The 21,797-nt window shown below is 71.9% G+C and carries 18 protein-coding genes; 16 read left to right on the forward strand and 2 right to left on the reverse strand.

What is annotated here, in order from left to right; translation table 11 throughout:
* The first annotated feature begins 153 nt into the window (after positions 1 to 153).
* The 12 genes from ACZ6I3_RS37790 (at position 154) to ACZ6I3_RS37845 (ending at position 12,918) form a co-directional block, all read left to right on the forward strand.
* Complete coding sequence (locus ACZ6I3_RS37790) at positions 154 to 1,359, forward strand: glycoside hydrolase family 64 protein (RefSeq protein ID WP_469420867.1); 1,206 nt, start codon at positions 154 to 156, stop codon at positions 1,357 to 1,359.
* Between the two features lie 181 nt (positions 1,360 to 1,540).
* Positions 1,541 to 2,206: a hypothetical protein gene (locus ACZ6I3_RS37795; protein WP_469420868.1), complete on the forward strand. Its 666-nt coding sequence runs from the start codon at positions 1,541 to 1,543 to the stop codon at positions 2,204 to 2,206.
* Complete coding sequence (locus ACZ6I3_RS37800; RefSeq protein ID WP_469420869.1) at positions 2,203 to 2,487, forward strand: hypothetical protein; 285 nt, start codon at positions 2,203 to 2,205, stop codon at positions 2,485 to 2,487. The genes ACZ6I3_RS37795 and ACZ6I3_RS37800 overlap by 4 nt, the downstream gene beginning before the upstream one ends.
* A 125-nt stretch (positions 2,488 to 2,612) precedes the next feature.
* The gene (locus ACZ6I3_RS37805) at positions 2,613 to 3,605 is read left to right on the forward strand and encodes a hypothetical protein (protein ID WP_469420870.1); all 993 of its coding nucleotides are present in this window, start codon (positions 2,613 to 2,615) and stop codon (positions 3,603 to 3,605) included.
* 87 nt (positions 3,606 to 3,692) lie between these two features.
* Positions 3,693 to 5,531: an HSP90 family protein gene (locus ACZ6I3_RS37810; RefSeq protein WP_469420871.1), complete on the forward strand. Its 1,839-nt coding sequence runs from the start codon at positions 3,693 to 3,695 to the stop codon at positions 5,529 to 5,531.
* 2 nt (positions 5,532 to 5,533) lie between these two features.
* Complete coding sequence (locus ACZ6I3_RS37815) at positions 5,534 to 8,464, forward strand: hypothetical protein (protein WP_469420872.1); 2,931 nt, start codon at positions 5,534 to 5,536, stop codon at positions 8,462 to 8,464.
* A gap of 102 nt (positions 8,465 to 8,566) precedes the next feature.
* On the forward strand, positions 8,567 to 9,067 hold the full coding sequence (locus tag ACZ6I3_RS37820; RefSeq protein WP_469420873.1) for a hypothetical protein: 501 nt from the start codon (positions 8,567 to 8,569) through the stop codon (positions 9,065 to 9,067).
* A gap of 76 nt (positions 9,068 to 9,143) precedes the next feature.
* Positions 9,144 to 9,314 carry a hypothetical protein gene (locus ACZ6I3_RS37825; protein WP_469420874.1) on the forward strand — a complete coding sequence of 57 codons (171 nt, stop codon included), beginning with the start codon at positions 9,144 to 9,146 and terminating at the stop codon, positions 9,312 to 9,314.
* Positions 9,315 to 9,319: 5 nt separating this feature from the next.
* Positions 9,320 to 10,162 carry a UbiA family prenyltransferase gene (locus ACZ6I3_RS37830; protein ID WP_469420875.1) on the forward strand — a complete coding sequence of 281 codons (843 nt, stop codon included), beginning with the start codon at positions 9,320 to 9,322 and terminating at the stop codon, positions 10,160 to 10,162.
* 71 nt (positions 10,163 to 10,233) lie between these two features.
* The gene (locus ACZ6I3_RS37835; protein WP_469420876.1) at positions 10,234 to 11,322 is read left to right on the forward strand and encodes a type III polyketide synthase; all 1,089 of its coding nucleotides are present in this window, start codon (positions 10,234 to 10,236) and stop codon (positions 11,320 to 11,322) included.
* Positions 11,319 to 11,837: an isoprenylcysteine carboxyl methyltransferase family protein gene (locus ACZ6I3_RS37840; protein ID WP_469420877.1), complete on the forward strand. Its 519-nt coding sequence runs from the start codon at positions 11,319 to 11,321 to the stop codon at positions 11,835 to 11,837. The genes ACZ6I3_RS37835 and ACZ6I3_RS37840 overlap by 4 nt, the downstream gene beginning before the upstream one ends.
* Before the next feature lie 10 nt (positions 11,838 to 11,847).
* Positions 11,848 to 12,918: an NAD(P)/FAD-dependent oxidoreductase gene (locus ACZ6I3_RS37845; protein WP_469420878.1), complete on the forward strand. Its 1,071-nt coding sequence runs from the start codon at positions 11,848 to 11,850 to the stop codon at positions 12,916 to 12,918.
* 25 nt (positions 12,919 to 12,943) lie between these two features.
* Here the strand turns inward: ACZ6I3_RS37845 and ACZ6I3_RS37850 are convergent, their stop codons facing one another.
* On the reverse strand, positions 12,944 to 13,366 hold the full coding sequence (locus ACZ6I3_RS37850; RefSeq protein WP_184598941.1) for a DUF350 domain-containing protein: 423 nt from the start codon (positions 13,364 to 13,366) through the stop codon (positions 12,944 to 12,946).
* Positions 13,367 to 13,468: 102 nt separating this feature from the next.
* Complete coding sequence (locus tag ACZ6I3_RS37855; RefSeq protein WP_469420879.1) at positions 13,469 to 16,000, reverse strand: SpoIIE family protein phosphatase; 2,532 nt, start codon at positions 15,998 to 16,000, stop codon at positions 13,469 to 13,471.
* A gap of 393 nt (positions 16,001 to 16,393) precedes the next feature.
* Here ACZ6I3_RS37855 and ACZ6I3_RS37860 point away from each other — a divergent pair, with 393 nt between their 5' ends.
* From ACZ6I3_RS37860 to ACZ6I3_RS37875, 4 genes are all read left to right on the forward strand, one after another.
* Positions 16,394 to 17,272, forward strand: coding sequence for an oxygenase MpaB family protein (locus ACZ6I3_RS37860; RefSeq protein ID WP_469420880.1), 879 nt, complete (start codon positions 16,394 to 16,396; stop codon positions 17,270 to 17,272).
* Positions 17,273 to 17,379: 107 nt separating this feature from the next.
* Positions 17,380 to 19,341, forward strand: a complete 1,962-nt coding sequence (locus tag ACZ6I3_RS37865) for a spermidine synthase (RefSeq protein ID WP_469420881.1) — start codon at positions 17,380 to 17,382, stop codon at positions 19,339 to 19,341.
* A 273-nt stretch (positions 19,342 to 19,614) separates the two neighbouring features.
* Positions 19,615 to 19,908, forward strand: coding sequence for a hypothetical protein (locus ACZ6I3_RS37870; RefSeq protein WP_469420882.1), 294 nt, complete (start codon positions 19,615 to 19,617; stop codon positions 19,906 to 19,908).
* Positions 19,909 to 20,128: 220 nt separating this feature from the next.
* The gene (locus ACZ6I3_RS37875) at positions 20,129 to 21,451 is read left to right on the forward strand and encodes an aldehyde dehydrogenase family protein (RefSeq protein WP_469420883.1); all 1,323 of its coding nucleotides are present in this window, start codon (positions 20,129 to 20,131) and stop codon (positions 21,449 to 21,451) included.
* Positions 21,452 to 21,797 lie beyond the last annotated feature (346 nt).

Consider the following 21,797-nt stretch of genomic DNA (forward strand, 5'->3'; position numbering starts at 1 on the left):
GCTGCCCCGAGGGGCGGCGGCACGGACCACCCCGTCGACCACCCGCGCCAGACCGTGCGTTCCGCCTCATTGACAGGTCCGTACCAACACGCCACGCTCTGAGAGCGCTCTCAGAGTTTCCCGCATCGGCCCCCTGTCGAACGGAGAAAGAGGATGTTACGGACCCTCAGGCGCCGGGCCACGGCCGTCGGACTGTCCCTCGCGGCGGTCCTCAGCGGCTCACTGGTCGCAACCGGGGCCGCCGCGCCGGCCCAGGCCGCCGTCTCGGCGACGATCCCCCTGAAGATCACCAACAACTCGGCCCGCGGCGAGCAGGTGTACATCTACAACCTCGGCACGGAACTGTCGACCGGACGGCAGGGCTGGGCCGACGCGAGCGGCACCTTCCACCCCTGGCCGGCGGGCGGAATCCCGCCGACCCCCGCCCCCGACGCATCGATCCCGGGCCCGGCCGCAGGCCAGGCGACGACGATCCGGATGCCGAAGTTCTCCGGCCGCGTGTACTTCTCCTACGGCCAGAAACTGGTGTTCAAGCTGACCACCGGCGGCCTGGTCCAGCCCGCCGTGCAGAACCCGAGCGACCCCAACCGGAACATCCTGTTCAACTGGTCGGAGTACACACTCAACGACTCGGGCCTGTGGATCAACAGCACCCAGGTCGACATGTTCTCCGCGCCCTACGCGGTAGGAGTGCAGCGAGCCGACGGAAGCACCGCGAGCACCGGCCGGCTCAAGCCCGGTGGATACAACGGCTTCTTCAACGCCCTCAGGGGACAGCCCGGAGGCTGGGCCAACCTGATCCAGACCCGGTCCGACGGCACCGTACTGCGCGCCCTGTCGCCGCTGTACGGACTGGAGACCGGCGCGCTGCCGGCGAGTGTCATGGACGACTACATCAACCGCGTCTGGCAGAAGTACTCCACCTCGACCCTGACGGTCACGCCGTTCGCCGACCAGCCCGGCACCAGGTACTACGGCCGGGTCTCCGGCGGCGTCATGAACTTCACCAACAGCGCCGGCGCCACCGTCACCCGCTTCGAAAAGCCGGACGCCTCCTCGGTCTTCGGCTGCCACAGGAAACTGGACGCGCCGAACGACCTGATCCGCGGCCCGATCTCACGCACCCTGTGCGCCGGCTTCAACCGCTCCACGCTGCTGGTCAACCCCAACCAGCCGGACTCCGGCGCAGACGCCTTCTACAAGGACAACGTCACCAACCACTACGCGCGCAAGATCCACGCGCAGACGGTCGACGGCAAGGCCTACGCCTTCGCCTTCGACGACGTCGGCCACCACGAGTCACTCGTCCACGACGGCAGTCCGCGCCAGGCCTATCTCACCCTCGACCCGTTCAACTGACAGCAAAGTTGACGGTTCAGCAATTCTGGAAATCAAATACAACTTTACTGTTCCTTGGTGTAGATGAACTGCGGTTTACGTGAGCCTCATTGACACCACGCGGTGACTGCGGACCCTCCCGTAACAGGAGGGTCCGGTCACTGTCCCCCATGCGATGGTGAGAGGCACCAACGAAATGACGATGAATCGCACCCTGCGGTACGGCGGCCGCACGATGGCGTTGACGGCGACGGCCCTCGGGGTGATCGCGACGGCGGCCGTGCCCGCCTCGGCCGAGGAACAGCCCACCGCGGAACAGATCATGACCGACTGCGCCTCCGGGGAGGGCAAGTGCTCCTTCAACTCCCCGGAGCTCGGCAAGGCGTACCTGGGTGAGCCGCGTCAGGTGTCCGAACTGCTCTTCAACTGCACCGACTCACCCGCCGCCCAGTCGATGTCCTGGGCCGACACCGTCGGTTCCTCCCACTCGGTGGGAGGCTCGGTCACCGTCGGCGGAGGCATCGAAGGCATCATCACGGCCAGTGTCACCGCGACATACAACTACACCTGGCAGAGCTCGCACACGGAGACGAGTTCCTTCACCGTGAACGTGAAACCGGGAGAAGTGGGCTGGATCTCCCGCGCCCAGGTGATGCGGCGGATATCCGGCACCTGGCAGACCCACTACGACGACCCCAAGTGGGATCACTACTACTGGTTCGTCCCTGACGTGGTCACCGGCCCGGCCCCGAACGGCATGGACGGCAAACACAGCGCGGTCGTGGTCAAGTCCCGCAAGATGACGGCTGACGAGAAGAAGCTGTGCTCCACCGGCAATACCCAGGACAAGGTCTTCACCAGGTCATGAGTGTGTTCGGTGGGGCCGACGGTCTTGAGCTCTTCCTCTCGCGCTGCCGCGTCATGACCGTCGGTTCCGTGCCGGTCTGTTTCGCCGCCACGGTCTTCTTCGTCAAGGAGGAGGGCTGGCACTTCGGCCTCGTCCTGAGTTGCGTTCTCCCGCTGATCGCCGCCTTCCTGGGGATCCGCGGCAAGCGGGAGATCCGTGCGGGGATGGCGGCCGCGGGGCTCGCCCTCGCGCTCGCCACGCTGCCGTTGACCTTCGTCGTGGCGTCACTCGGCGGCCCGTGACGCGATCGGCCCGCCGTACGGTGCACCGGTCTCGTGAAGTACCGGTGAAAACCCTGTGGAAGCGGTGTCGGTGGGGCGGTCTATGCTGCTCCGGACGATCACGCGGGACCAGGGGAGGGCGCGGCATGTTCGGCAAGCTGTTCGGGAGGGGCGCGGAGAGACCGGCGGACGATCCGCACGCCCTTCCCGTCCCGCGCAGACAGAAGAACGGCGTACACAGGCTGCGCGCGCTCGGGGACGCGCGGGTGCTCGCGCTGGTGGAGGCGGCCGACGCCGGTGACTGGGAGGCGGTCAAGGCGGCGCTGGCCCCCTTCGACCTCGGCCGCGAGCAGGCGATCCTGGGGGAGCTCACCGATGTCGACGGTGTGGAGGAGTGGATCGTCCGGGCCGCCGAGGAGGACAAGGACGACAAGGAGCTCCGGGCGACCGCACTGCTGATATCGGGTGCGCGCCATGTCGCCTGGGGCTGGGAAGCGCGCACGTCCGCCCGTGCCGTGGACGTCGGCCGCGACCAGTGGCAGACCTTCTACGAGCGGCTGCGCATCGCCGAGGAGCACCTGCTCGAGGCCGCCGAGCTGCGGCCCGACTGGGTCACGCCGTGGCGCCATCTGCTCACCTCGGGACGCGGCATGTCCCTCGACGACAGCGTCCAGGAAGCCCGGCTCGCGGCGGGTCTGCGCCGTGATCCGCTGAACCTGGACATCCATCTGGAGTGGGTCTCGCACCTCCAGCCGCGCTGGGGCGGAGAGCCGGGCCAGGCCCTGGAGTTCGCCCGGAAGGCCTTCGCCGGCGCGCCCGACGGACACCGGCTCGGCTGCGTCGTCGCCATGGCGCACATCGAGGACTGGGTGGAGTCCGACGAAGGCGACTGCCTCCAGCAGCCGCAGATCCGGACCGAGTTGAGAGAGGCCGCGGAGCGCAGCGTCCTGCACCACACGTACGAGCGCCGTCCGGGCTGGCAGGGCGACTACAACATGTTCGCCATGGCCCTCTCGCTGGCCGGCAGCAGCAAGGCCTCCAACGTCTTCCGCGAGCTGGACGGTGTGATGACCGAGTGGCCGTGGACCTTCATGGCGGACCCGGAGAAGGCGTACGCGCGCTTCCGCAAGGCCTTCTGAGGCACCGGCCCACACCGCCCACCCGTCTTCGGCCGGCCCCGCGGACCACCGCCCACTCCTGCCGTTCCCTTCACCCCGGACTGACCCATGCCCCTGCGCGACAACACCGCCGACCACGCCGCCACCGACCGCACTTTCCAGGTCGACCTCCGCGGCCTGGTGGACCTACTCTCCCACCACCTCTACTCCAGCCCCCGTGTCTACCTGCGCGAACTCATGCAGAACGCGGTCGACGCCCTCACCGCACGGCACGCCGTCGAACCTCACGGCGCCTTCGGCATCCGCCTGTACGCCGACGGCTCGGTCGTACGCGTCGAGGACGACGGCGTCGGACTCACCGAGGCCGACGTGCACACCTTCCTCGCCACCATCGGCCGCAGCAGCAAGCGCGCCGAGCAGATCGCCGAGCAACGCGCCGACTACATCGGCCAGTTCGGCATCGGCCTGCTCTCCTGCTTCCTGGTCGCGGACGAGATCCACGTCCTCAGCCGCTCCGCCCGCACGCCCGACGCCCCCGCCGTGGAATGGCGCGGCCGCGGCGACGGCAGCTACTCCGTCCGCACCCTGCCCGCCTCCGCCCGCCCCCGCCCCGGCACCACCGTCACCCTGACACCGCGCGCCGACGCGGCCGAGTGGACCCGCCCGGCCCAGGTGCACGCCCTGGCCCGCCACTTCGGCTCCCTGCTGCGCCACCCGGTCACCTTCGACGACGGTTCAGGCAGCGCAGGCGCGCCCGTGAACCCCGAGCCCGCCCCGTGGTCCCGTACGTACCCCACCCCCGGCGCCCGTTCCCGCGCACTGGCCGCGTACGGCGAGGAGGTCTTCGGATTCACCCCGCTGGACACCATCGAACTGGACCTGCCGGCCGTAGGCCTGAAGGGCATCGCCTGCGTGCTGCCCGAGACGGTGCCGGCCGGACGCCGCCATGGCCACCGCGTGCACGTCAAGGGCATGCTGCTGTCCGAGCAGGCCGAGGAGATCCTGCCCGAGTGGGCGTTCTTCGTCCGCTGCGTCGTCGACGCCGAGAGCTTGCGCCCGACGGCGTCCCGCGAGGCCCTGTACGAGGACGACACCCTCGCCGCCGTCCGCGACGCCCTCGCCGAGCGGCTGCGTGCCTGGATCGCCCGGGCCGCCGCCAGCGACCCGGACCTGCTCGGCCGCTTCCTCCAGGCCCACCACCTGGCCGTGAAGTCGCTCGCCGTGCACGACGACGAGATCCTGCGGATGCTGCTGCCCTGGCTGCCGTTCGAGACCACCGACGGGCACACCACCCTCGACGAGTTCGCCCGCACCCACCGCACCGTGCTCGTGACCTCCAGCGTGGAGGAGTTCCGGCAGGTCGCCGCGATCGCCTCGGCCGCCGGGCTCGGCGTCGTCAACGGCGGCTACACCTACGACCGCGAACTGGTCCACCGGCTGCCCGAGATCAGGCCCGAGGCCGCCGTCGCCGACCTGGACCCGGCGACCCTCACCGCCCACCTCGACCCCGTCGACCGGGAGACGGAACTGGCCGCCGCTGCCTACCTCGCCCAGGCCCGCGACGCCCTCGCCGTCTTCGACTGCGATGTCGCGCTGCGCACCTTCCAGCCCGCCTCCGCACCCGCACTCCTCGTCGACAGCCGCGAGGCCCGGCACGAGCGCACCCGCTCCCAGCTCGCCCGCGAGCAGGAGGGCGGCCTGTGGGGCGACATCCTCGGCGCCCTGCGCCAGGAGGCCCCGCGGGCCCAGCTGATCCTCAACCAGCTCAACCCGCTGGTGCGCACCGCCGTCACCATCGACGAACCCGAACTGGCCCGCACCAGCGCCGAAGCCCTCTACGGGCAGGCCGCGATGCTGTCCCGGCGCCCGCTCAGACCCGCCGAGTCGAGCCTCATCAACCGCTCCTTCCTCGACCTCCTCGCCCACGCCCTCCGCAAGGACAGCTGACGATGCCGACCGCACCCCACCCCCAGAACACGGACGAGCTGCACCAGGCGCTCCAGGAGAACGACCGGCGCCCCTACGGCCGCACCCGCACCGTCACCGCCGAGGAACTCGTCGACGCCGCCGAGCAGTTCGCCGACCCCGTCGCGCTCGTCCACGCGCTCCTCGAACTGCAGGAGGCGTACACCTACGGCTCCGAACCCCGGAAGTCGCCCGTCGTCTTCGCCCGCCTGCTCACCCTCTTCGACGAGCAGCCCGACGTCTTCGACGAACGCCTGCGCCACACGCTGTTCTGGCGGTTCAAGTGGGTCGCGGGCGCCCTGCGCGCGCTGCCCGAGATACCCCTGACCAGCCTGCGCCAGTGGCAGCAGGAGATGCGCGACCGGTACGAGAAGGCCGGCCTCGGCCTCCAGCCCTGCTACGGACAGGCGTACCAGCTCGCCGTCCACGTCGGCGAGGACACCACCCTCGCCTACGAGCTGTGGGCGAGCCGCACCCGCACCCGGCTCAGCGACTGCGAGGCCTGCGAAACCTGCGAGCGCGCCCTCCACCACCTCACGGCGGGCGACGACGAGCGGGCGCTGCGGGCCTGGGAACCCGTCCTGGCCGGGAAGGAATCCTGCCAGGAGGAACCGGCCCGCTCCGTCTCCTACGCCCTGCTGCCCCTGCTGCGCACCGGCCGCACCGACCGGGCCCGCGAACTGCACCTCGCCGGTTACCGCGGCTGCCGCCGCAACCCCTCGATGGCCCAGGAGGTCGGCAGGCACCTGGAGTTCTGTGCGCTGACCGGCAACGAGGCACGCGGCCTGGAACTGCTCGCCGAGAACCGGAGCCTGTTCGACGAGGTGGACTCGCCGCTGGACCTGCTCGGCTTCCTCACCGGCGTGGAGGTCCTCCTGCAGCGGGTCGAACTCCTCGGGCACGGCGAACTGCCCGCCCCCGGCTACGCGGGCCGCACCTGGACGGTGGCCGGCCTGCGCGCCGAGGTGCGGAGCCGCGCCGACGACCTCGCCGCCCGCTTCGACACCCGCAACGGCACCACGGCCCACACCGACCGCCGCGGGGCCCGCCTCGACCGTGCCCCGCTCCTGGAGTCGCTGGAACTGACCCTGCGCCCCCGCAGCCTCGACGATGTCGCCCCGGTGGCCGCCACCGCCGCCCGCACAGAGGCCGCAGTCCCCGAGTCGCTGCCCGAACTCATCCACCGGGCACGGACCCTGGACGAGCAGGGACACCCGGACGCACAGGCCTGCTGGGCACGGCTGCGCACGCTCGCCGCCGCCCGCGACTACACCCACCCCGACGACCCGGCCGTGGGCCCGCTCGTACAGCTGCGCGCGGACCTGCTGGCCGAAGAGGCCAACCGGGCGGGCGAGAAGGACGAGTTCGCCGACTCGGCCGCACTCCACGAGGAGGCCGCGGCCCTGTACGACGACGCCGCGGCACCGGGTCACGCGGCGCTCGCCCGCGCCTGCGCCCTGCTGGCCATGGCCGAACTCCCCGCGCAGGACGCCGACGACGCGGAGACGAAGGCCGCCGCGCTCACCGCCGCCCACGCCTCCATGGTCCGCCTGCACGAGGAGACGCCCGGCCTCACCCCGTACCTGGAGGCCCGCCTGCTGCGGCTGCGGGCGACGGCCCTCGCCCTGCGCCTGCAGAACTCGAGCAGCGAGGAGCACATCGCCCCGGTCTTCGCCGAGGTGGAGCAGCTGCACGCGTTCGCCACCCGGCACGACCTCGCCGGCCAGATCTCCGGCGCCCTGCTGCTCCGGGCCAGCGCCCACGCCATCTCCGGCGACCTGCCCACCGCGGTCACCGAGATCGACGCCCTCCTCGACCGGCTGAAGACGCGGGGCCCCGCCTGGCACCTGCCCCGCACGCTCGGACTGCGTGGCCGGCTCCAGCTCGGCCTCCAGGACACCCAGGCCGCGTACGCGGACCTGACCGAGGGCCTGCGCCGGGCCGCCGACTGGCCGGCCGACACGGTCGACACCACCCGCCTCCACGGCGATCTGACCGAGGTGTGCATGCACCTGGGCCGCCCCGACGAGGCACTGCGGCACCTCACGCGCTCCGCCGAGTTGGCCCTGCGCCGCGGCAGCCGCACGGACGCGTTCTGCGCCTACACCAACGCGGCCCAGCTGAGCCTCGACCTGGGCCGCGTCGAGGACTGCATCGCCCTCCTCGACTCCCTCCTCGCCGAACCCGACGCCGCCGCCGGAGAGTTGGACGACCGCCTCCTCGCCCAGCTGCGCCTGACCCGGGCCCGCGCCCTCCACGCGGGGGAGGACCTCAAGGCCGCGACAGCGGAGTTCGTCGCCCTCGCGGCCGAGTCGGCCGGCTGGGAGGACGACCCGGGGAGCCACGCCATGATCGCCGCCGAGACCGCCGTACTCCTCGGCGAGTCCGGCGAGTTCGGCCGGGCCCGAGAAGTCGCGGACCAGGCACGCGCCGCCCATGCCCGGGCCCCGCGCTACGAGCAGCTCAGCAACTGCCTGCGCGAACTCGCCCGCCTCCAGGCCCAGCAGCAGGGACCCGACGGCCTGCCCGACGCCCTCGCCCTGCTCGCCGACGCGGGCCGGATCGCCGACGAGGCCCGCGCCGACGGGTACGAGGCACGCGGCCGCTCCCTGGACACGGCCCTGGCCTACGAATACGGCCGGGTCAACGCCCACGCGGGCGAGTACGAGGACGCACTGGCCGCCCTGGACAAGGCCCTCGCCCTGCTCGGCGAGCCGGGGGCGGAGGACGACCTGGCCGAGGAATGGGCCGAGTGCGTCCGCCTCGCGGGTGCCGTGGAGGGCATCTACCTGGAACGCCCCGCCCCCGCTCTCACCCGCCTCGACGCGGCGATCTCCCGCCTGACCGCCCTGGGCCACACCGAGGAGGCCGAGTCGCTGACGTCCTTGGCGGCCCGACTGCGCGACGAGGAGTGACCCGGCGGGGGTGAGCGCCCCGCCCGCGGCGGGCCGCACCGGCGCCGCATGCCGTCGGCCGCCGGCGGGCAGCACTGAACCAGGCCTACGGAAGGTGGCGTTGTGCCCGGAGTCCACGTCTGCTCGCTCAAGGTCGACACCCCTCAGCTCATCGCGCCGGGAACCACGTACAAGATCGTGCGGTTCCCCTTCGGCGCGGCGGAGCCGACGGACGCATTCGAGATGCACCAGGCCGTCCAGCCGGACGGCTACGTGGTGGGCAACTGGGCGACAGACGACCGCAGTGGTCTGATCTGGCCGTCCAAAGCCGGCTGGGGCCATCTGCACGCGATGATCCAGTGGGAGTCCGCCAGTGGCACGGGCGGCTACACCGAGCTGCGCGACCAGTACGTCCGCGATCCGCTGGGCCTGACGCCCAACCCCAACGACACCACGGCGACCGAGCACCGCACGCCGACACCAGGAGGCCAGTACTACGTCAAGAACCACGGCATCTTCGTCGCCCCGGGCACCCCGATCGCACTCCGCGTCACGCACAACGACGCCGCCTCCCGCCTCCTGACCCTCGCCGAGTTCAAGCTCGTCATCCACGACGCCGCCTGACATTCCGGGCATGCCGATTCCACCGGATGCCTGACCGCCTCGTGTGAGCGGACGGGCAATGTGGGACCGATGCTCCATGCGCATCGTGCTCACCGGGTCGACCGGACACACCGGCTCCGCCGGACGCCGCCCACGGGCCGAGGACACGCACGCCCTCCTCGGCCGCGCCCGGCGGCGGCCCGACGGCCCCGACACATGCGACGACGCGACCCGCCAGACGCCGCAGGCGCCTGAGGCGGCGAGGTGACGCCGGTGACCACCGACGCGGCCGACACGGCCCCGGCGCGCCACAGACCGTCCCGTGTGCTCGCGCTGCTCGCCGCCGCCCACGGCGGGCCCGCTCTGGCGGTCACCGTCATCACGGGCCTGCTGGCGCTCCGCGCCGGCCTGCACCCGCTCCCCGCCGTCGCCGTCACGGCGGCGGTGTTCACCGGCCAGCTCACGATCGGCTGGGGCAACGACCTGCTCGACCTCGCGCGCGACCGCGCCGTGGGCCGCACCGACAAGCCGTTGGCCGTCGGCGCCCTCCCGGCCGGCTGGGTGGCGTGGGCCCTGGCCGCGGCCGCGGTCGCCTCCGTCGTGCTGTCCGCGCTCGGCGGCCGGCGCAGCGCCCTGGTCAATGTCGTCCTCGCCACCGGCGCGGGCCACGCCTACAACCTCGGGCTCAAGGCGACCGGATGGTCCTGGGCGCCGTACGCGTGCGGCTTCGGGACGCTGCCCTCGGTCGTCTCCCTCGCCGCCCCGGCCCCGGACTGGGCGCCATGGTGGATGACCGCTGCCGGCGCCGCACTCGGCGTCGGAGCGCATCTGCTCAACGTCCTGCCCGACCTCGCCGACGACGAACGCACCGGTGTCCGCGGCCTGCCGCACCGGATCGGCGAACACCGCTCCCGCGTGCTGGCCGCCGTGCTCCTCACCGCCGCCTCGGTGCTCGCCGTGGCCGGTCCCGCCGGTTCCCCTCCCGCGTGGACATGGCCGGCCCTGGCCCTGGTGGCCGTCCTTGCGGTGGTCACGCTGTGCGCCCGCGGGCGCGCTCCCTTCCGCGCCGCGGTGACCATCGCCCTGCTCGACGTCGTGCTGCTGACGGCCGGCTGATGGCGCGACAGACCTCGCGACCGCCCCGGCCGGGTGCTCGTCGCTCCCACCGCCCGATCCCAGGAGCCAGCATGACCATGCGTGTCCTCAGCGTCCGCGGCACCCTGCCCGAGCACTGCCACCGGCAGGAGGAGATCACCGAGTCCGTCACCACCACACTGGTCGGGAACACGGTCGATCGCGCCGTCGTCGAACGGTTCCACCGCAACGTGGGTGTCGAGACCCGGCACACCGTGCTCCCGCTGGAGGAGTACGGCCGGATCGAGGACTTCGGCCAGTCGAACGACGTCTTCATCCGGGCCGGCGTCGAACTAGGCGGTCGCGCGGTCGTCGACGCGCTCAAGAGCGTCGACCTCACACCGGCCGATGTCGACTTCATCGTGTCATGCACGGTGACCGGCCTGGCCGTACCCTCCATCGAGGCCCGCGTCGCGGCGGAGATCGGCCTGCGCCCCGACGTGGTGCGCCTGCCGCTGGTCGGCCTCGGCTGCGTCGCCGGCGCGGCCGGCATCGCGCGCCTGAACGATCTGCTGCGCGGCCGCCCGGACGCGGTGGCGGTGCTGATGTCCGTCGAGTTGTGTTCGCTCACGCTCCAGCGCGACGACACGTCGGTCGCCAACCTCGTGGCCAGCGGCCTGTTCGGGGACGGCGCCGCGGCGGTGGTCGCCGTCGGGTCCGAGCACCCCCTCGCCCAGTCCGACGACCCCGCCGCTCCCGAAGTCCTCGCCTCGCGCAGCCGCCTCTACCCCGACTCGGAACACATGATGGGCTGGGAGATCGGCTCCGGCGGGTTCAGAGTCGTGCTCGACTCCGCGGTCCCCGACCTGGTCCGCCGCCACGTCGGCGACGACGTCCGCGAATTCCTCGCCGATCACGGCCTGACCCGCGGCGATCTCGACTGGTACGTCGCGCACCCCGGCGGCCCCAAGGTCCTCGAGGCGTTGCAGGACGCCCTCGGCGTCGAGCGGGAGGCGTTGGGCGTGACCTGGGACTCGCTGCGCCGGATCGGCAACCTGTCCTCCTCCTCGGTGCTGCACGTCATGGCGGACACGCTCGCCGACCGACCGCCCCCGCCCGGCTCCTACGGGCTCATGCTCGCCATGGGCCCCGGATTCTGCTCCGAACTCGTGCTCCTTCGCGCCCCGGGCGGTGGGCAGTGACCAGCGAGACCCTGTTCACGATCCTGGTGCTGGCCGTCGCCCTGGAACGGGTCGCCGAGCTGGCCGTCTCCCGCCGCAACGCCGCGTGGAGCCTCGCGCGGGGCGGCGTGGAGTCCGGCCGAGGGCACTACCCGTTCATGGTGGTGCTGCACACGGGGCTGCTCGCGGGCGCCCTCGCGGAGGTGTGGATGAGCCGCCCGGACGTCGTACCGGTCCTGGCCTGGACCATGCTCGCCCTCGTCGCGCTCGCGCAAGGGCTGCGCTGGTGGTGCGTCACCACCCTGGGCCGGCAGTGGAACACCCGGGTGATCGTCGTACCCGGCGCCGCGCGGGTGACCGGCGGACCCTACCGCTGGATCCCGCACCCGAACTACGTCGCCGTCGCCGTCGAAGGGCTCGCGCTGCCCCTCGTCCACTCGGCCTGGGCCACGGCGATCGTCTTCACCGCGCTGAACGCGTCCCTGCTCGCCACCCGCATCCGCGCCGAGGACGCCGCCCTGGCACGGCTGGCCTGAGGAGACACCCATGGATCTGCTCGTCGTCGGCGGCGGACCCGCAGGGCTGGCCACCGCCCTGCACGCGGCCCGGGCCGGGCTCGACGTCTCCGTCTGGGAGCAGCGCCCCGGCATCGTCGACAAGGCATGCGGCGAGGGCCTGATGCCGGGCGCCGTCACCGCCCTGGCCGCGCTCGGCGTGCACCCGCCAGGGCACGACCTGCGAGGCATCCGCTACGTCGCAGGTCCCCGCCGCGTCGACGCCGACTTCCGAGCGGGCCCGGGGCGAGGGGTGCGCCGTACGACCCTGCACGCGCTGCTGCGCGAGGCGGTGCTGGCAGCGGGCGTACGCGTCGACCGGCGCACCGCGCGGCACATCGAGCAGGACCAGGACGGGGTGACGGTCGACGGCACCCGCGCCGGCCACCTCGTGGCGGCCGACGGCCTCCACTCGCCGATCCGCCGCGCCCTCGGACTGAACCACCCGCGCCGGGCCCGTCCGCGGCACGGCCTGCGGCGCCACTACACGCTCGCCCCCTGGAGCGACCACGTCGAGGTCCACTGGTCCCGCGAAGCGGAGGCCTACGTCACCCCGGTGGCCGACGACCTCGTCGGCGTCGCGGTCCTCACCACCGCCCGCCGCCCCTACGACGAGCACCTCGCCGCCTTCCCCGAGCTGCGGGACCGGCTGGCCGGGGCCGCCCCCGCCGGACCGGTACGGGGCGCGGGCCCGTTCCGCCAGACCGCCAGCGCGCGCACGGCCGGCCGGGTGCTGCTCGTGGGCGATGCCGCCGGCTACGTCGACGCCCTGACCGGCGAGGGCATCGCCCTGGCACTCGCGCAGGCGGCCGCCGCGGTCCGGGCCGTCACCGCCGGTGACCCGACGGCCTACGAGAGGGAGTGGCGGCAGCTCACCCGGCGCTACCGCTGGCTGACGCGCGCGCTCCTCGGCGCGACGAGACCGCTCCCGGCCCGCGCGGCGCTGGTGCCCGTCGCGCAACGCCTGCCGTGGCTGTTCTCCGCGGCCGTCGGCATGCTGGCGCGGCCGGCGGGGGAGCGGGAAGGGGTCAGCCCCCTGCCGGAGCGTCCGGCAGAGGGCTGACAGGCCCACTCGTCGGGAATCCGCGTCAGGCGATGGACGCCGACAGGATGGCCGACACCGCGAGATTGCAGGACGCCGTCACCCAGACCGCGGGGTGCGGCTCCGGCTCGACCAGCGCCGCGCCCAGGCGCCCCGGGGTGATCAGGTCCACCACCAGGAACGCCACCGCCATCATCACCAGACCCAGCAGCCCGAACGCGGCGGTCGAGACCAGTCCCTTGCCGAAGTCCTCGTAGGTCGTCCAGATGGACGTGAACACGATGCCACCGATACCGAGCAGCGCGGAGCTGAGCACCATCGCGGCGTTGCGGTTGCGCTGCTCCCAGATCTGCCGGCCCAGCTTTCCGGGCGTGAGCACGTCGACCAGGACGATGCCGAGGACCAGCAGAACCAGTCCCAGTCCGCCGTAAGCGGTGGCCCTGCCAAGTCCGTTGACGATGTCGCTCATGGGTGGGCGGCTCCGTAGCGTGAGAGATCGTGAATGATCGCGGTCAAGGAACAGCAAAATGTAACGCACCTGTTCGGCGCCCCGACCGGCCCCCTGGCGCTGTCACGGCAGGGGCAGCGCCTGCTCGCACCAGATCGTCTTGCCCGTGGCCGTCTGCCGGGTGCCCCAGCTCTGGGTGAGCTGGGCGACGAGAAGCAGTCCGCGCCCGCCCTCGTCGAAGGCCCGCGCACGCCGGAGATGCGGTGCGGTGCTGCTGGTGTCGGACACCTCGCAGATCAGCGTGTGATCGCGGATCAGCCGGAGCTGGATCGGGGGTTGCCCGTAACGGATCGCGTTGGTGACCAGCTCGCTCACCACCAGCTCGATGACGAACGTCGCCTCCGTCAGCCCCCAGGCGTCGAGCTGCTCGACGGCCAGCTTGCGAGCGCGCTCCACCTGCACCGGCTCCGCCGGGACCTGCCACGTCGCGACATGCTCCGCCGGCAGGGCGCGGGTGCGGGCCAGCAGCAGCGCCACGTCGTCGGCCACCCGGTCGGTGAGCAGGGAACCGATCACCGTGTCACACGCTTCCTCCAGCGAGTCCGCGGGCCGCGCCAGAGCGAGGCACAACTCGGCCAGCCCGACATCGATGTCCCGGTGGCGCGCCTCGACAAGGCCGTCGGTGTACAGGGCGAGCACACTCCCGGCGTCCAGTTCCAGATCGGTGACTTCGAAGGGGAGGCCGCCGATCCCCAGCGGGGGTCCGACATGGCCGGACACGACGTGCACCGTGCCGTCCGGAGCCAGGACAGCGGGCATCGGGTGCCCGGCCGCGGCCAGCGTGCACCGGCGGGAGACCGGGTCGTACACCGCGTACAGGCAGGTGGCGCCGAGGTCCGCCGCGGAAGACCAGAAGCCGTCCACCCCTTCGTCGTCCCCGTGTCCGCCCGGAACGGGGTCGCCCTCGGAGAGGTGCAGGATCAGCTCGTCGAGATGGGTGAGCAGTTCGTCGGGCGGCAGATCGACATCAGCCAGCGTGCGCACGGCGGTGCGCAGCCGGCCCATCGCCGCGGAGGCCTGGAGACCGTGCCCGACGACGTCCCCGACCACCAGGGCCACCCGGCTGCCCGACAGCGGGATCACGTCGTACCAGTCACCGCCGACCCCGGTCCGCGTCTTGGCGGGCAGGTAGCGGGAGGCCACCTCCACGGCCGTCTGGTGGGGCAGACGCCGCGGCAGCAGGTGACGCTGCAGGGCCAGCGCGGTGGACCGCTCCCGGGTGTACCGGCGCGCGTTGTCGACGGCGACCGCCGCCTTGGCGGCCAGCTCCTCGGCGAAGGCGACATCGTCGGGCCCGAACGGATCGGGCCGGCTGCGCCAGAAGTCCACCGTGCCCGCCGTCACCCCTCTGGCCTGCAGCGGTGTCCTGATCCTGGAATGGATGCCGTACGCGAGGACGCGCGCCGCCGCTTCCGGCTGCTCCGACGTCCACTCGGTGCTCTCCCGCAGGTCCGCGTCGAGCCTGGCCCGCCCGGAGAGCTGCCCCCGGGACTCGGGCGGGGGCGAGGTCAGGTCCGGCGGGTCTGCCAGACCCAGCAAGGGGGCGTCGTCCCGGACACCGTCCGCGGCCACCCGGCGCAGCCGCGTGTCGACTCCGGCGGTCGGCTCGTCGCCGCGCAGGACCGGCTCCAGCAGGTCGACGGTGGTGAAGTCGGCGAACCCCGGCACCGCAACCCGCGCCAACTCGCGAGCCGTCTGCTGCACATCCAGCCCCGTCCCCACCGACACACTCGCCCCGTACAGCAGCTCCATGCGCGTGTACATGAACTCCAGACGCTCACGTGCTTCCTCGGTCCGCGCACGGCTCTCCTGCAACGAGGCCGCCATGGTGTTGAACGACGCTGCCAGCGCGGCGACCTCCGCCACCCTGCTGGAAGGCACCCGTACGTCCAGATCGCCCTTCGCCAGCCGCCCGGCGGCCGAGGCCGCGCGCCGCAGCGGCCGCACGACGGACCGGTGCTGGAGCACGGTGAGCGTGACGATGAGCCCGGTCAGCCCGGCCAGTCCCGCACACGCCACGACCACCGCACGCTGGGCGCTGGCGTCCGTGGCGTCCTGGCGCTCCTGGAGTTGGGCCCGCTCATCGGTGATGTACGTCGTGAACCGGGCCCGCAGCGCGTCCACCCGCCGCTTGCCCTCAGCCGTCACCGCCGGACTCGAGGCCGAGCGGTCGTCCCGCCGAACCGCCTCGACCAGCGGTACCGAGTAGTCCGTGAGGAAGAGGCCGAAGTCCCTGTTGATCTGTCCTGCGAGACGCCGCTGCTCCGGGGAGGTCGCCGACGCCAGGAGCCGCCTGGCCTCGGCCGGATAGCTGTCCCGCGCCGCCTGCCAGGGCTGAAGGAAGGCCTCGTCCCGGGTGATGACGAAGCCGCGCTGCCCGGTCTCCAGGTCGATCAGATGCTGTTCCAGAGTGCTGGCATCGCTGATGGCCTCGCGAGAGGCCCGGGCGTCGGCCGTGAAGCCGCGGGAGTCACCGATGACCTGCAGCAGGACGGCGAACGCGACACCGATCAACACCGCCAGGAAGCCGCTCGCCAGGACCGAGGTGCTCGTCAGCCCCAGCCGCCTGCTCCCACCCCCGGGCCGTGTCCTCATGATCCGCCCACCTAGGGCCTGTCGTTTGGATCACGCCGCAGACGCGGGGTCTGGCACGCACATCTGCCGCGTTGTCGTCACTCGCCGACGCTCCGCGTCGACTCCCTCCTCCGCCTTGCAGCTGCACGCACCAGACCCCGCTCACCGGCGCTGACCAGGTGCCGCCGATTCCCTGCGACCTGATCCAAACGACAGGCCCTAGGTCGTCCGACCGCCGGCGGTGGACGCACAGGTTCCGTGCAGAACGTTCGTCGAGCAGTGTCCAGGCTAGTGGAGCCGGTCACCCATCGCACCCGGCTGCCGTGCCGGGAGAGGCCTCCGAAAGGTGATGTGGGGCAGAAGAAGTCATAGGGACTGATCCCTCTGCCACCGCCCCCAGGTCAGGAGGACGCGATGCCCAGGAGACTCCTCCCGGAAGGCGGCCCCTCGCTGCGTGACCGGCTCGGCAGGGAGATCTTCTCCCGCGTGGCGGGTCCGGAGGGCCCGGGCAACCGGGCGCGCATTCACGGCACACCCGGTCCCCGCTGGTTCGGCCCCGAGCGGCCCGTCAGGAGGGTGCACGGGGACGCCTCGATGTTCATCGGCGGTCTGTCGGCCCTGCTGCTCCAGTCGCTCCATCCCCTGGCCATGGCCGCCGTGGCCGGGCATTCGGGGTTCCGCGGAGATCCGTGGGGACGGCTGCAGCGGACCAGCACCTTCCTGGCCGTGACCACCTACGGGCCTGCCCGCAGCGCGCAGGAAGCCTGTGACCGCGTACGAGCCGTCCATGAGACGGTGCGCGGCACGACCGCCGACGGCCGGTCCTACTCCGCCGCGGACCCGCATCTGCTGTGCTGGGTGCACATCGCCGAGGTCGACAGTTTCCTGCGCGCCCACCAGCGCTACGGCGCGCACCCCCTCGACGACGAGGGACGCGACGCCTACGTCGCCGACATGGCACGCATCGCCATGGCGCTCGGTGTCCCGGACCCGCCGGTGAACGCCGCCGAACTCGCCGCGCGCCTGGCCGCCTACCGCGCCGAGCTGCGCGCCACCGAAGAGGCGCGCAGCTCGGCCCGCTTCCTACTGCTGAACCCGCCCGTCCCGCTGCTCGCCCGGCTCCCGTACGGCGTCATCGCCGCCAACGCCGTTTCCCTCCTGCCGCTCTGGGCCTCGCGCGCACTACGACTGCCCCGTCTGCCCGCCGTCGAAGGCCCCTGCGTCCGTCCGCTCGGCACGGCCGTGACCGCGGGCATCCGCTGGGCCATGTCACCGCCTCGCGACGCGGCATAGCACTCACCGGCAAGGCACCTCGACTCGCCGCTCCGAAGCTGGCACTGTGCCTGCGTATGAAGCTGGTCAAAACCGGGCAATCCGCAAGCTCGGTGCGCTTGAGACTCATGCTGGCCAGCAGCACCATGCTCTTCGTCGAGCTGGCGTTGATCAGGTGGGCGGGCGCCAACGTCGTCCACCTCAGCTACTTCTCGAACTTCATCCTGCTGGGATCGTTCCTCGGCATCGGCATCGGCTTCCTGATCCCCGCCGAGCGCGGACACCGGCTCAAACGCTGGACACCGGTCCCGCTCGTGCTTCTCGTCGTCCTGGTCCGCGAATTCCCGGTGCAGGTGCGTCAGAGCAGCGGCCAGGTCATCTACTTCACCGCCGTGAAGACCACCGGCCTGCCCGAGTGGGTGACCCTGCCCGTCATCTTCCTGCTGACCGCGGCGATCATGGCCGGCATCGGCAAGATCACCGCCGATCTCTTCCGCCTGCTCCCCTCACTCAACGCCTACCGCTACGACCTGCTCGGCAGCCTCACCGGCTCGGTGTCCTTCGCCGTACTGTCCTGGCTCCGCGCCCCCTCGGTCGTATGGGGCGTACTCGCCGCCGTGGCCCTGCTGATCCTCGGCGGCCGGCGCAACACACTGCTGTACGGCGTCCCCCTGACGGCGATGGTCGTCGTGCTGTTCCTGGAGTCGACGACGACCGGCATCACCTGGTCGCCCTACTACAAGATCCAGCTCGAACCCTCACCGACCAAGACCCGGACCTACTACATCTCCGCCAACGGCGTCCCGCACCAGAGCACCGCACCGCTCCCGGTGCTGATGCGCGAGAACTCGCCCTACCGCCAGGCCTACGAACAGACGCCCGACAACCCCCACAAGCGCGTGCTGGTCATCGGGGCCGGCAACGGCAACGACGTCGCGGTCGCACTGGCATACGGAGCGGAGCACGTGGACGCGGTCGAGATCGACCCCAGACTGCAGCAGATCGGCGCCCAACTGCACCCCGCGAAGCCCTACGACGACCCCCGGGTGCACGTCCACATCGACGACGGCCGGGCCTTCCTCGAGCGGACGGACACCAAGTACGACCTCATCGTCCTGGCCCTGCCGGACTCGCTGACCCTGGTGGCCGGCGCGAGCAACCTCCGCCTGGAGAGCTATCTGTTCACCCGGGAGGCGTTCGAGGCCGCACGCGACCATCTGACGCCGAACGGCGCGTTCGCCATGTACAACTACTACCGGAAGAGCTGGCTGGTCGACCGCTTCGCAGGCACCCTTGAAGACATCTACGGCCACGCCCCCTGCCTGACGACGTTCAAACGCAACGCGGCCGTGCTGGTGGCCGGAATGACCACCGCCGACCAGTCCTGCGAGCAGGTCTGGCGCCCCAGCGGCACGGTCCCGGCGGCCGCGACCGACGACCACCCCTTCCCCTACCTGCTGCACCGCAGCATTCCCACCCTCTACCTGGGCGCGCTCGGCGCCATGCTGCTGGTGACGCTCCTGTCGGTTCGCCTGGCCGGGGTGCGTGTGCGCGGCACCGTCCGCTACACGGACATGTTCCTGCTGGGCGCGGCCTTCATGCTGCTCGAAACCAAGAACGTCATCGGTTTCGCGCTCTACTTCGGCACCACCTGGCTGGTCAACGCCCTCGTCTTCATCGGCGTGCTCCTGGCGGTCCTGGCGGCGGTAGAGGTCCGGCGCAAGCTGCGGCACGTCAACCAGATCCTGCTGCAGCTTCTCCTCTTCAGCTCCCTCGCGGCAGCCTGGCTGGTCCCGGCACAAGCCGTCCTGTCCCTTCCGTTCCCCGCCCGCCTCGCCTCCGCCATCGCCCTGGCCTTCGCCCCCATCTTCTGCGCCAACCTCATCTTCTCGGACCGCCTCGCCCACGCCCCGGACCCGACCTCGGCGTTCGGCGCGAACCTGCTGGGCGCGCTGACCGGCGGCGCGCTCGAGTACCTGGCCCTGGTGACGGGCTATCAGACGCTGTTGCTGGTCGTGGCCGTGCTGTACCTGGGTGCGGGCATCGCCATGCGCGTGGCCGGCAGCGGGACGGCGGTTTCCAGGACCTGAGGCCTCTCCTCGCCGAGGCGCTGAGGCACGCGCCCACCCCGACCTCCTGGCCCGCTTCGCCGAGCTGTATCGCGGCCCACCGTGCCGCTCGGCGCGTACATGGAGCAGGAGCACAAACTCGACCGCGTCGACCTCCGGGACTACGCCGTCGACCTGCGCAACCCCGAGGGCGAGTACGACATCCCCCACGGAGCGCGATGAGGCCGAGGCCGACCGGCAGCCGGCGCACTCCAGAGGGGTGATGGGGGCGCCGATCCGGGTACCTGCGTCGCCATGGCACCGGAAACCGATCACGCCGAATCCGTACGAGCCCTGCGGCAGCTGCGCAGGATCCGCGCCTTCTACGCCGGGGGTGCCGCCTTGTGGGCTGCCTCGGCCGCAACGGCGGGATGGGCGGCCCCTGGAAGCCGACAGATGTGGGTAGCGGTGTTGTTCCTGGGGGTCTTCACCGCTCTCCTCTCCATGACGTCACTGTGGCTGTGGCGTCAGCACGCCGCCCATCCGGACGAGCCCGCCCACCACGCCGCTCCGCGGAAGCTGGCCCGGCGCCGCCAGGCCAGCGCCTAGCAGTGCTTCGCCGGGTTCACCCCCCCCCGGGGAATGCCTTCGACCAGGCCCTGGACGACAGTCGTGGGTCGATCGCGGCCCCCGCCCACCGCGGGTCCTGCGGCCGGGGGGAGGCGACCCGCTGTGACACACGGCACGGATGTGGTGCGGAACCGGTGGAATGCAGGAATGCGGTCAGAAGGTTGGTATATACATCCGACTGTGAGCCTGTGAGGTACTCGTGAACCACTCCGCCCCTGAGCAGCCCGCCGACGTCGTCGCCCGCCTGCGCGCCACCTTCCGCACCGGACGCACCAAGCCAATCGAGTGGCGCACGGCCCAACTGCGCCGACTGCGCGACATGCTCACGGAGAACGGCGCGGACATCGCCGCCGCTCTCCACACGGACCTGGGCAAGAGCGCCACCGAGGCCTACCGCACCGAGATCGACTTCACCGTCCGTGAGATCGACCACACCCTCGACCACCTCGCCGACTGGCTGCGCCCCGAGCCCGCCCCGGCCCCGGCTCATCTCGGCGCGGACGCGACGGCCTGGACGCAGTACGACCCGCTCGGCGTCGTTCTCGTCATCGCGCCCTGGAACTACCCCGCCCAGCTCCTGCTCGCCCCTGTCGTCGGCGCCCTGGCCGCGGGCAACACGGTGGTCGCCAAGCCGAGCGAGCTGGCCCCCGCCACCTCCGCCGTCCTGGCCCGGCTGCTGCCGGCGTACCTCGACGCCGACGCGGTCGCCGTGGTGGAGGGCGGGGTTCCCGAGACCACGGCCCTGCTGGCCGAGCGTTTCGACCACATCTTCTACACCGGCAACGGCACGGTCGGCCGAATCGTGCTGCGCGCCGCAGCCGAGCACCTCACCCCGGTCACCCTCGAACTCGGCGGAAAGTCACCGGCATTCGTCGACGGCGACACCGACCTGGCCGTCGTCGCGGACCGGCTGGCCCGCGGCAAGTTCCTCAACGCGGGACAGACCTGCGTCGCCCCCGACTACGTCCTGACCGATCCAGAGACCGCGGCGGCACTGGAACCACTGCTCGCGAACGCCGTGAAGGCGCTGTACGGCAGCGACCCGGCCGCCTCCGGCGAGTATGGACGGATCATCAACGAACGGCACTTCGACCGGCTCACCGGCCTGCTCGACTCCGGCCGCACCGTCGTGGGCGGCACGAGTGACCGGACGGCGAAGTACCTCGCGCCCACCGTCCTGGCCGACGTCGACCCCGACGCCCCCGTCATGCGGGAGGAGATCTTCGGTCCCATCCTGCCCATCGTGACGGTCCCCGCCCTGGACGCGGCGATCGACTTCATCAACGACCGGGACAAGCCGCTCGCCCTGTACGTCTTCACCGAGTCCGAGGGGACGCGGCGCCGGTTCGCCGCCGAGACCTCCTCGGGCGGCCTGGGCCACGGCCTGCCGCTCGCCCATCTCACCGTCTCCGACCTGCCGTTCGGCGGGGTGGGGGAGAGCGGCATGGGCAACTACCACGGCCGCTACTCCATCGAGACCTTCAGTCACCGCAAGGCGGTCCTGAACAAGCCGCTGCGCTGACGCGTCCAGGTGCGGCTCCGGTTCTCTTCACAGGACCGCTCATGTCCGTACCGTTGGGCGTTGAACGGCAGTTGGCGTGCAGTCGGCTCTTCCGTGAGCACATGTACAGCACGCGGCCTCCCGCGCGCAAAGTTCTCCCCGCACCATCGGCATGTCCTCGACATCGACCAAGGAAGTGGTTGTGAGAACACACCGAACCTGGCGCAGAACCACCGCCCTCGCCCTGTCCACGGCCGCGCTCTTCCTCCTGGCCCTGGGGGGGGGGGGGGGGGGGGGGGGGGGGGGGGGGAGGGCGGGGGGGGGGGGGGGGGGGGGGGGGGGGGGGGGGGGGGGGGGGGGGGGGGGT

The sequence above is a fragment of the Streptomyces sp. NPDC041940 genome (assembly GCF_055589465.1).

Excerpts from the sequence above, each read along its gene's own strand:
- ACZ6I3_RS37790 (WP_469420867.1), top strand. The coding sequence starts at position 154 with ATGTTACGGACCCTCAGGCGCCGGGCCACGGCCGTCGGACTGTCCCTC.
- ACZ6I3_RS37795 (WP_469420868.1), top strand. The coding sequence starts at position 1,541 with ATGAATCGCACCCTGCGGTACGGCGGCCGCACGATGGCGTTGACGGCG.
- ACZ6I3_RS37800 (WP_469420869.1), top strand. The coding sequence starts at position 2,203 with ATGAGTGTGTTCGGTGGGGCCGACGGTCTTGAGCTCTTCCTCTCGCGC.
- ACZ6I3_RS37805 (WP_469420870.1), top strand. The coding sequence starts at position 2,613 with ATGTTCGGCAAGCTGTTCGGGAGGGGCGCGGAGAGACCGGCGGACGAT.
- ACZ6I3_RS37810 (WP_469420871.1), top strand. The coding sequence starts at position 3,693 with ATGCCCCTGCGCGACAACACCGCCGACCACGCCGCCACCGACCGCACT.
- ACZ6I3_RS37815 (WP_469420872.1), top strand. The coding sequence starts at position 5,534 with ATGCCGACCGCACCCCACCCCCAGAACACGGACGAGCTGCACCAGGCG.
- ACZ6I3_RS37825 (WP_469420874.1), top strand. The coding sequence starts at position 9,144 with ATGCGCATCGTGCTCACCGGGTCGACCGGACACACCGGCTCCGCCGGA.
- ACZ6I3_RS37835 (WP_469420876.1), top strand. The coding sequence starts at position 10,234 with ATGACCATGCGTGTCCTCAGCGTCCGCGGCACCCTGCCCGAGCACTGC.
- ACZ6I3_RS37845 (WP_469420878.1), top strand. The coding sequence starts at position 11,848 with ATGGATCTGCTCGTCGTCGGCGGCGGACCCGCAGGGCTGGCCACCGCC.
- ACZ6I3_RS37850 (WP_184598941.1), bottom strand. The coding sequence starts at position 13,366 with ATGAGCGACATCGTCAACGGACTTGGCAGGGCCACCGCTTACGGCGGA.
- ACZ6I3_RS37855 (WP_469420879.1), bottom strand. The coding sequence starts at position 16,000 with ATGAGGACACGGCCCGGGGGTGGGAGCAGGCGGCTGGGGCTGACGAGC.
- ACZ6I3_RS37860 (WP_469420880.1), top strand. The coding sequence starts at position 16,394 with ATGCCCAGGAGACTCCTCCCGGAAGGCGGCCCCTCGCTGCGTGACCGG.
- ACZ6I3_RS37865 (WP_469420881.1), top strand. The coding sequence starts at position 17,380 with ATGCTGGCCAGCAGCACCATGCTCTTCGTCGAGCTGGCGTTGATCAGG.
- ACZ6I3_RS37870 (WP_469420882.1), top strand. The coding sequence starts at position 19,615 with ATGGCACCGGAAACCGATCACGCCGAATCCGTACGAGCCCTGCGGCAG.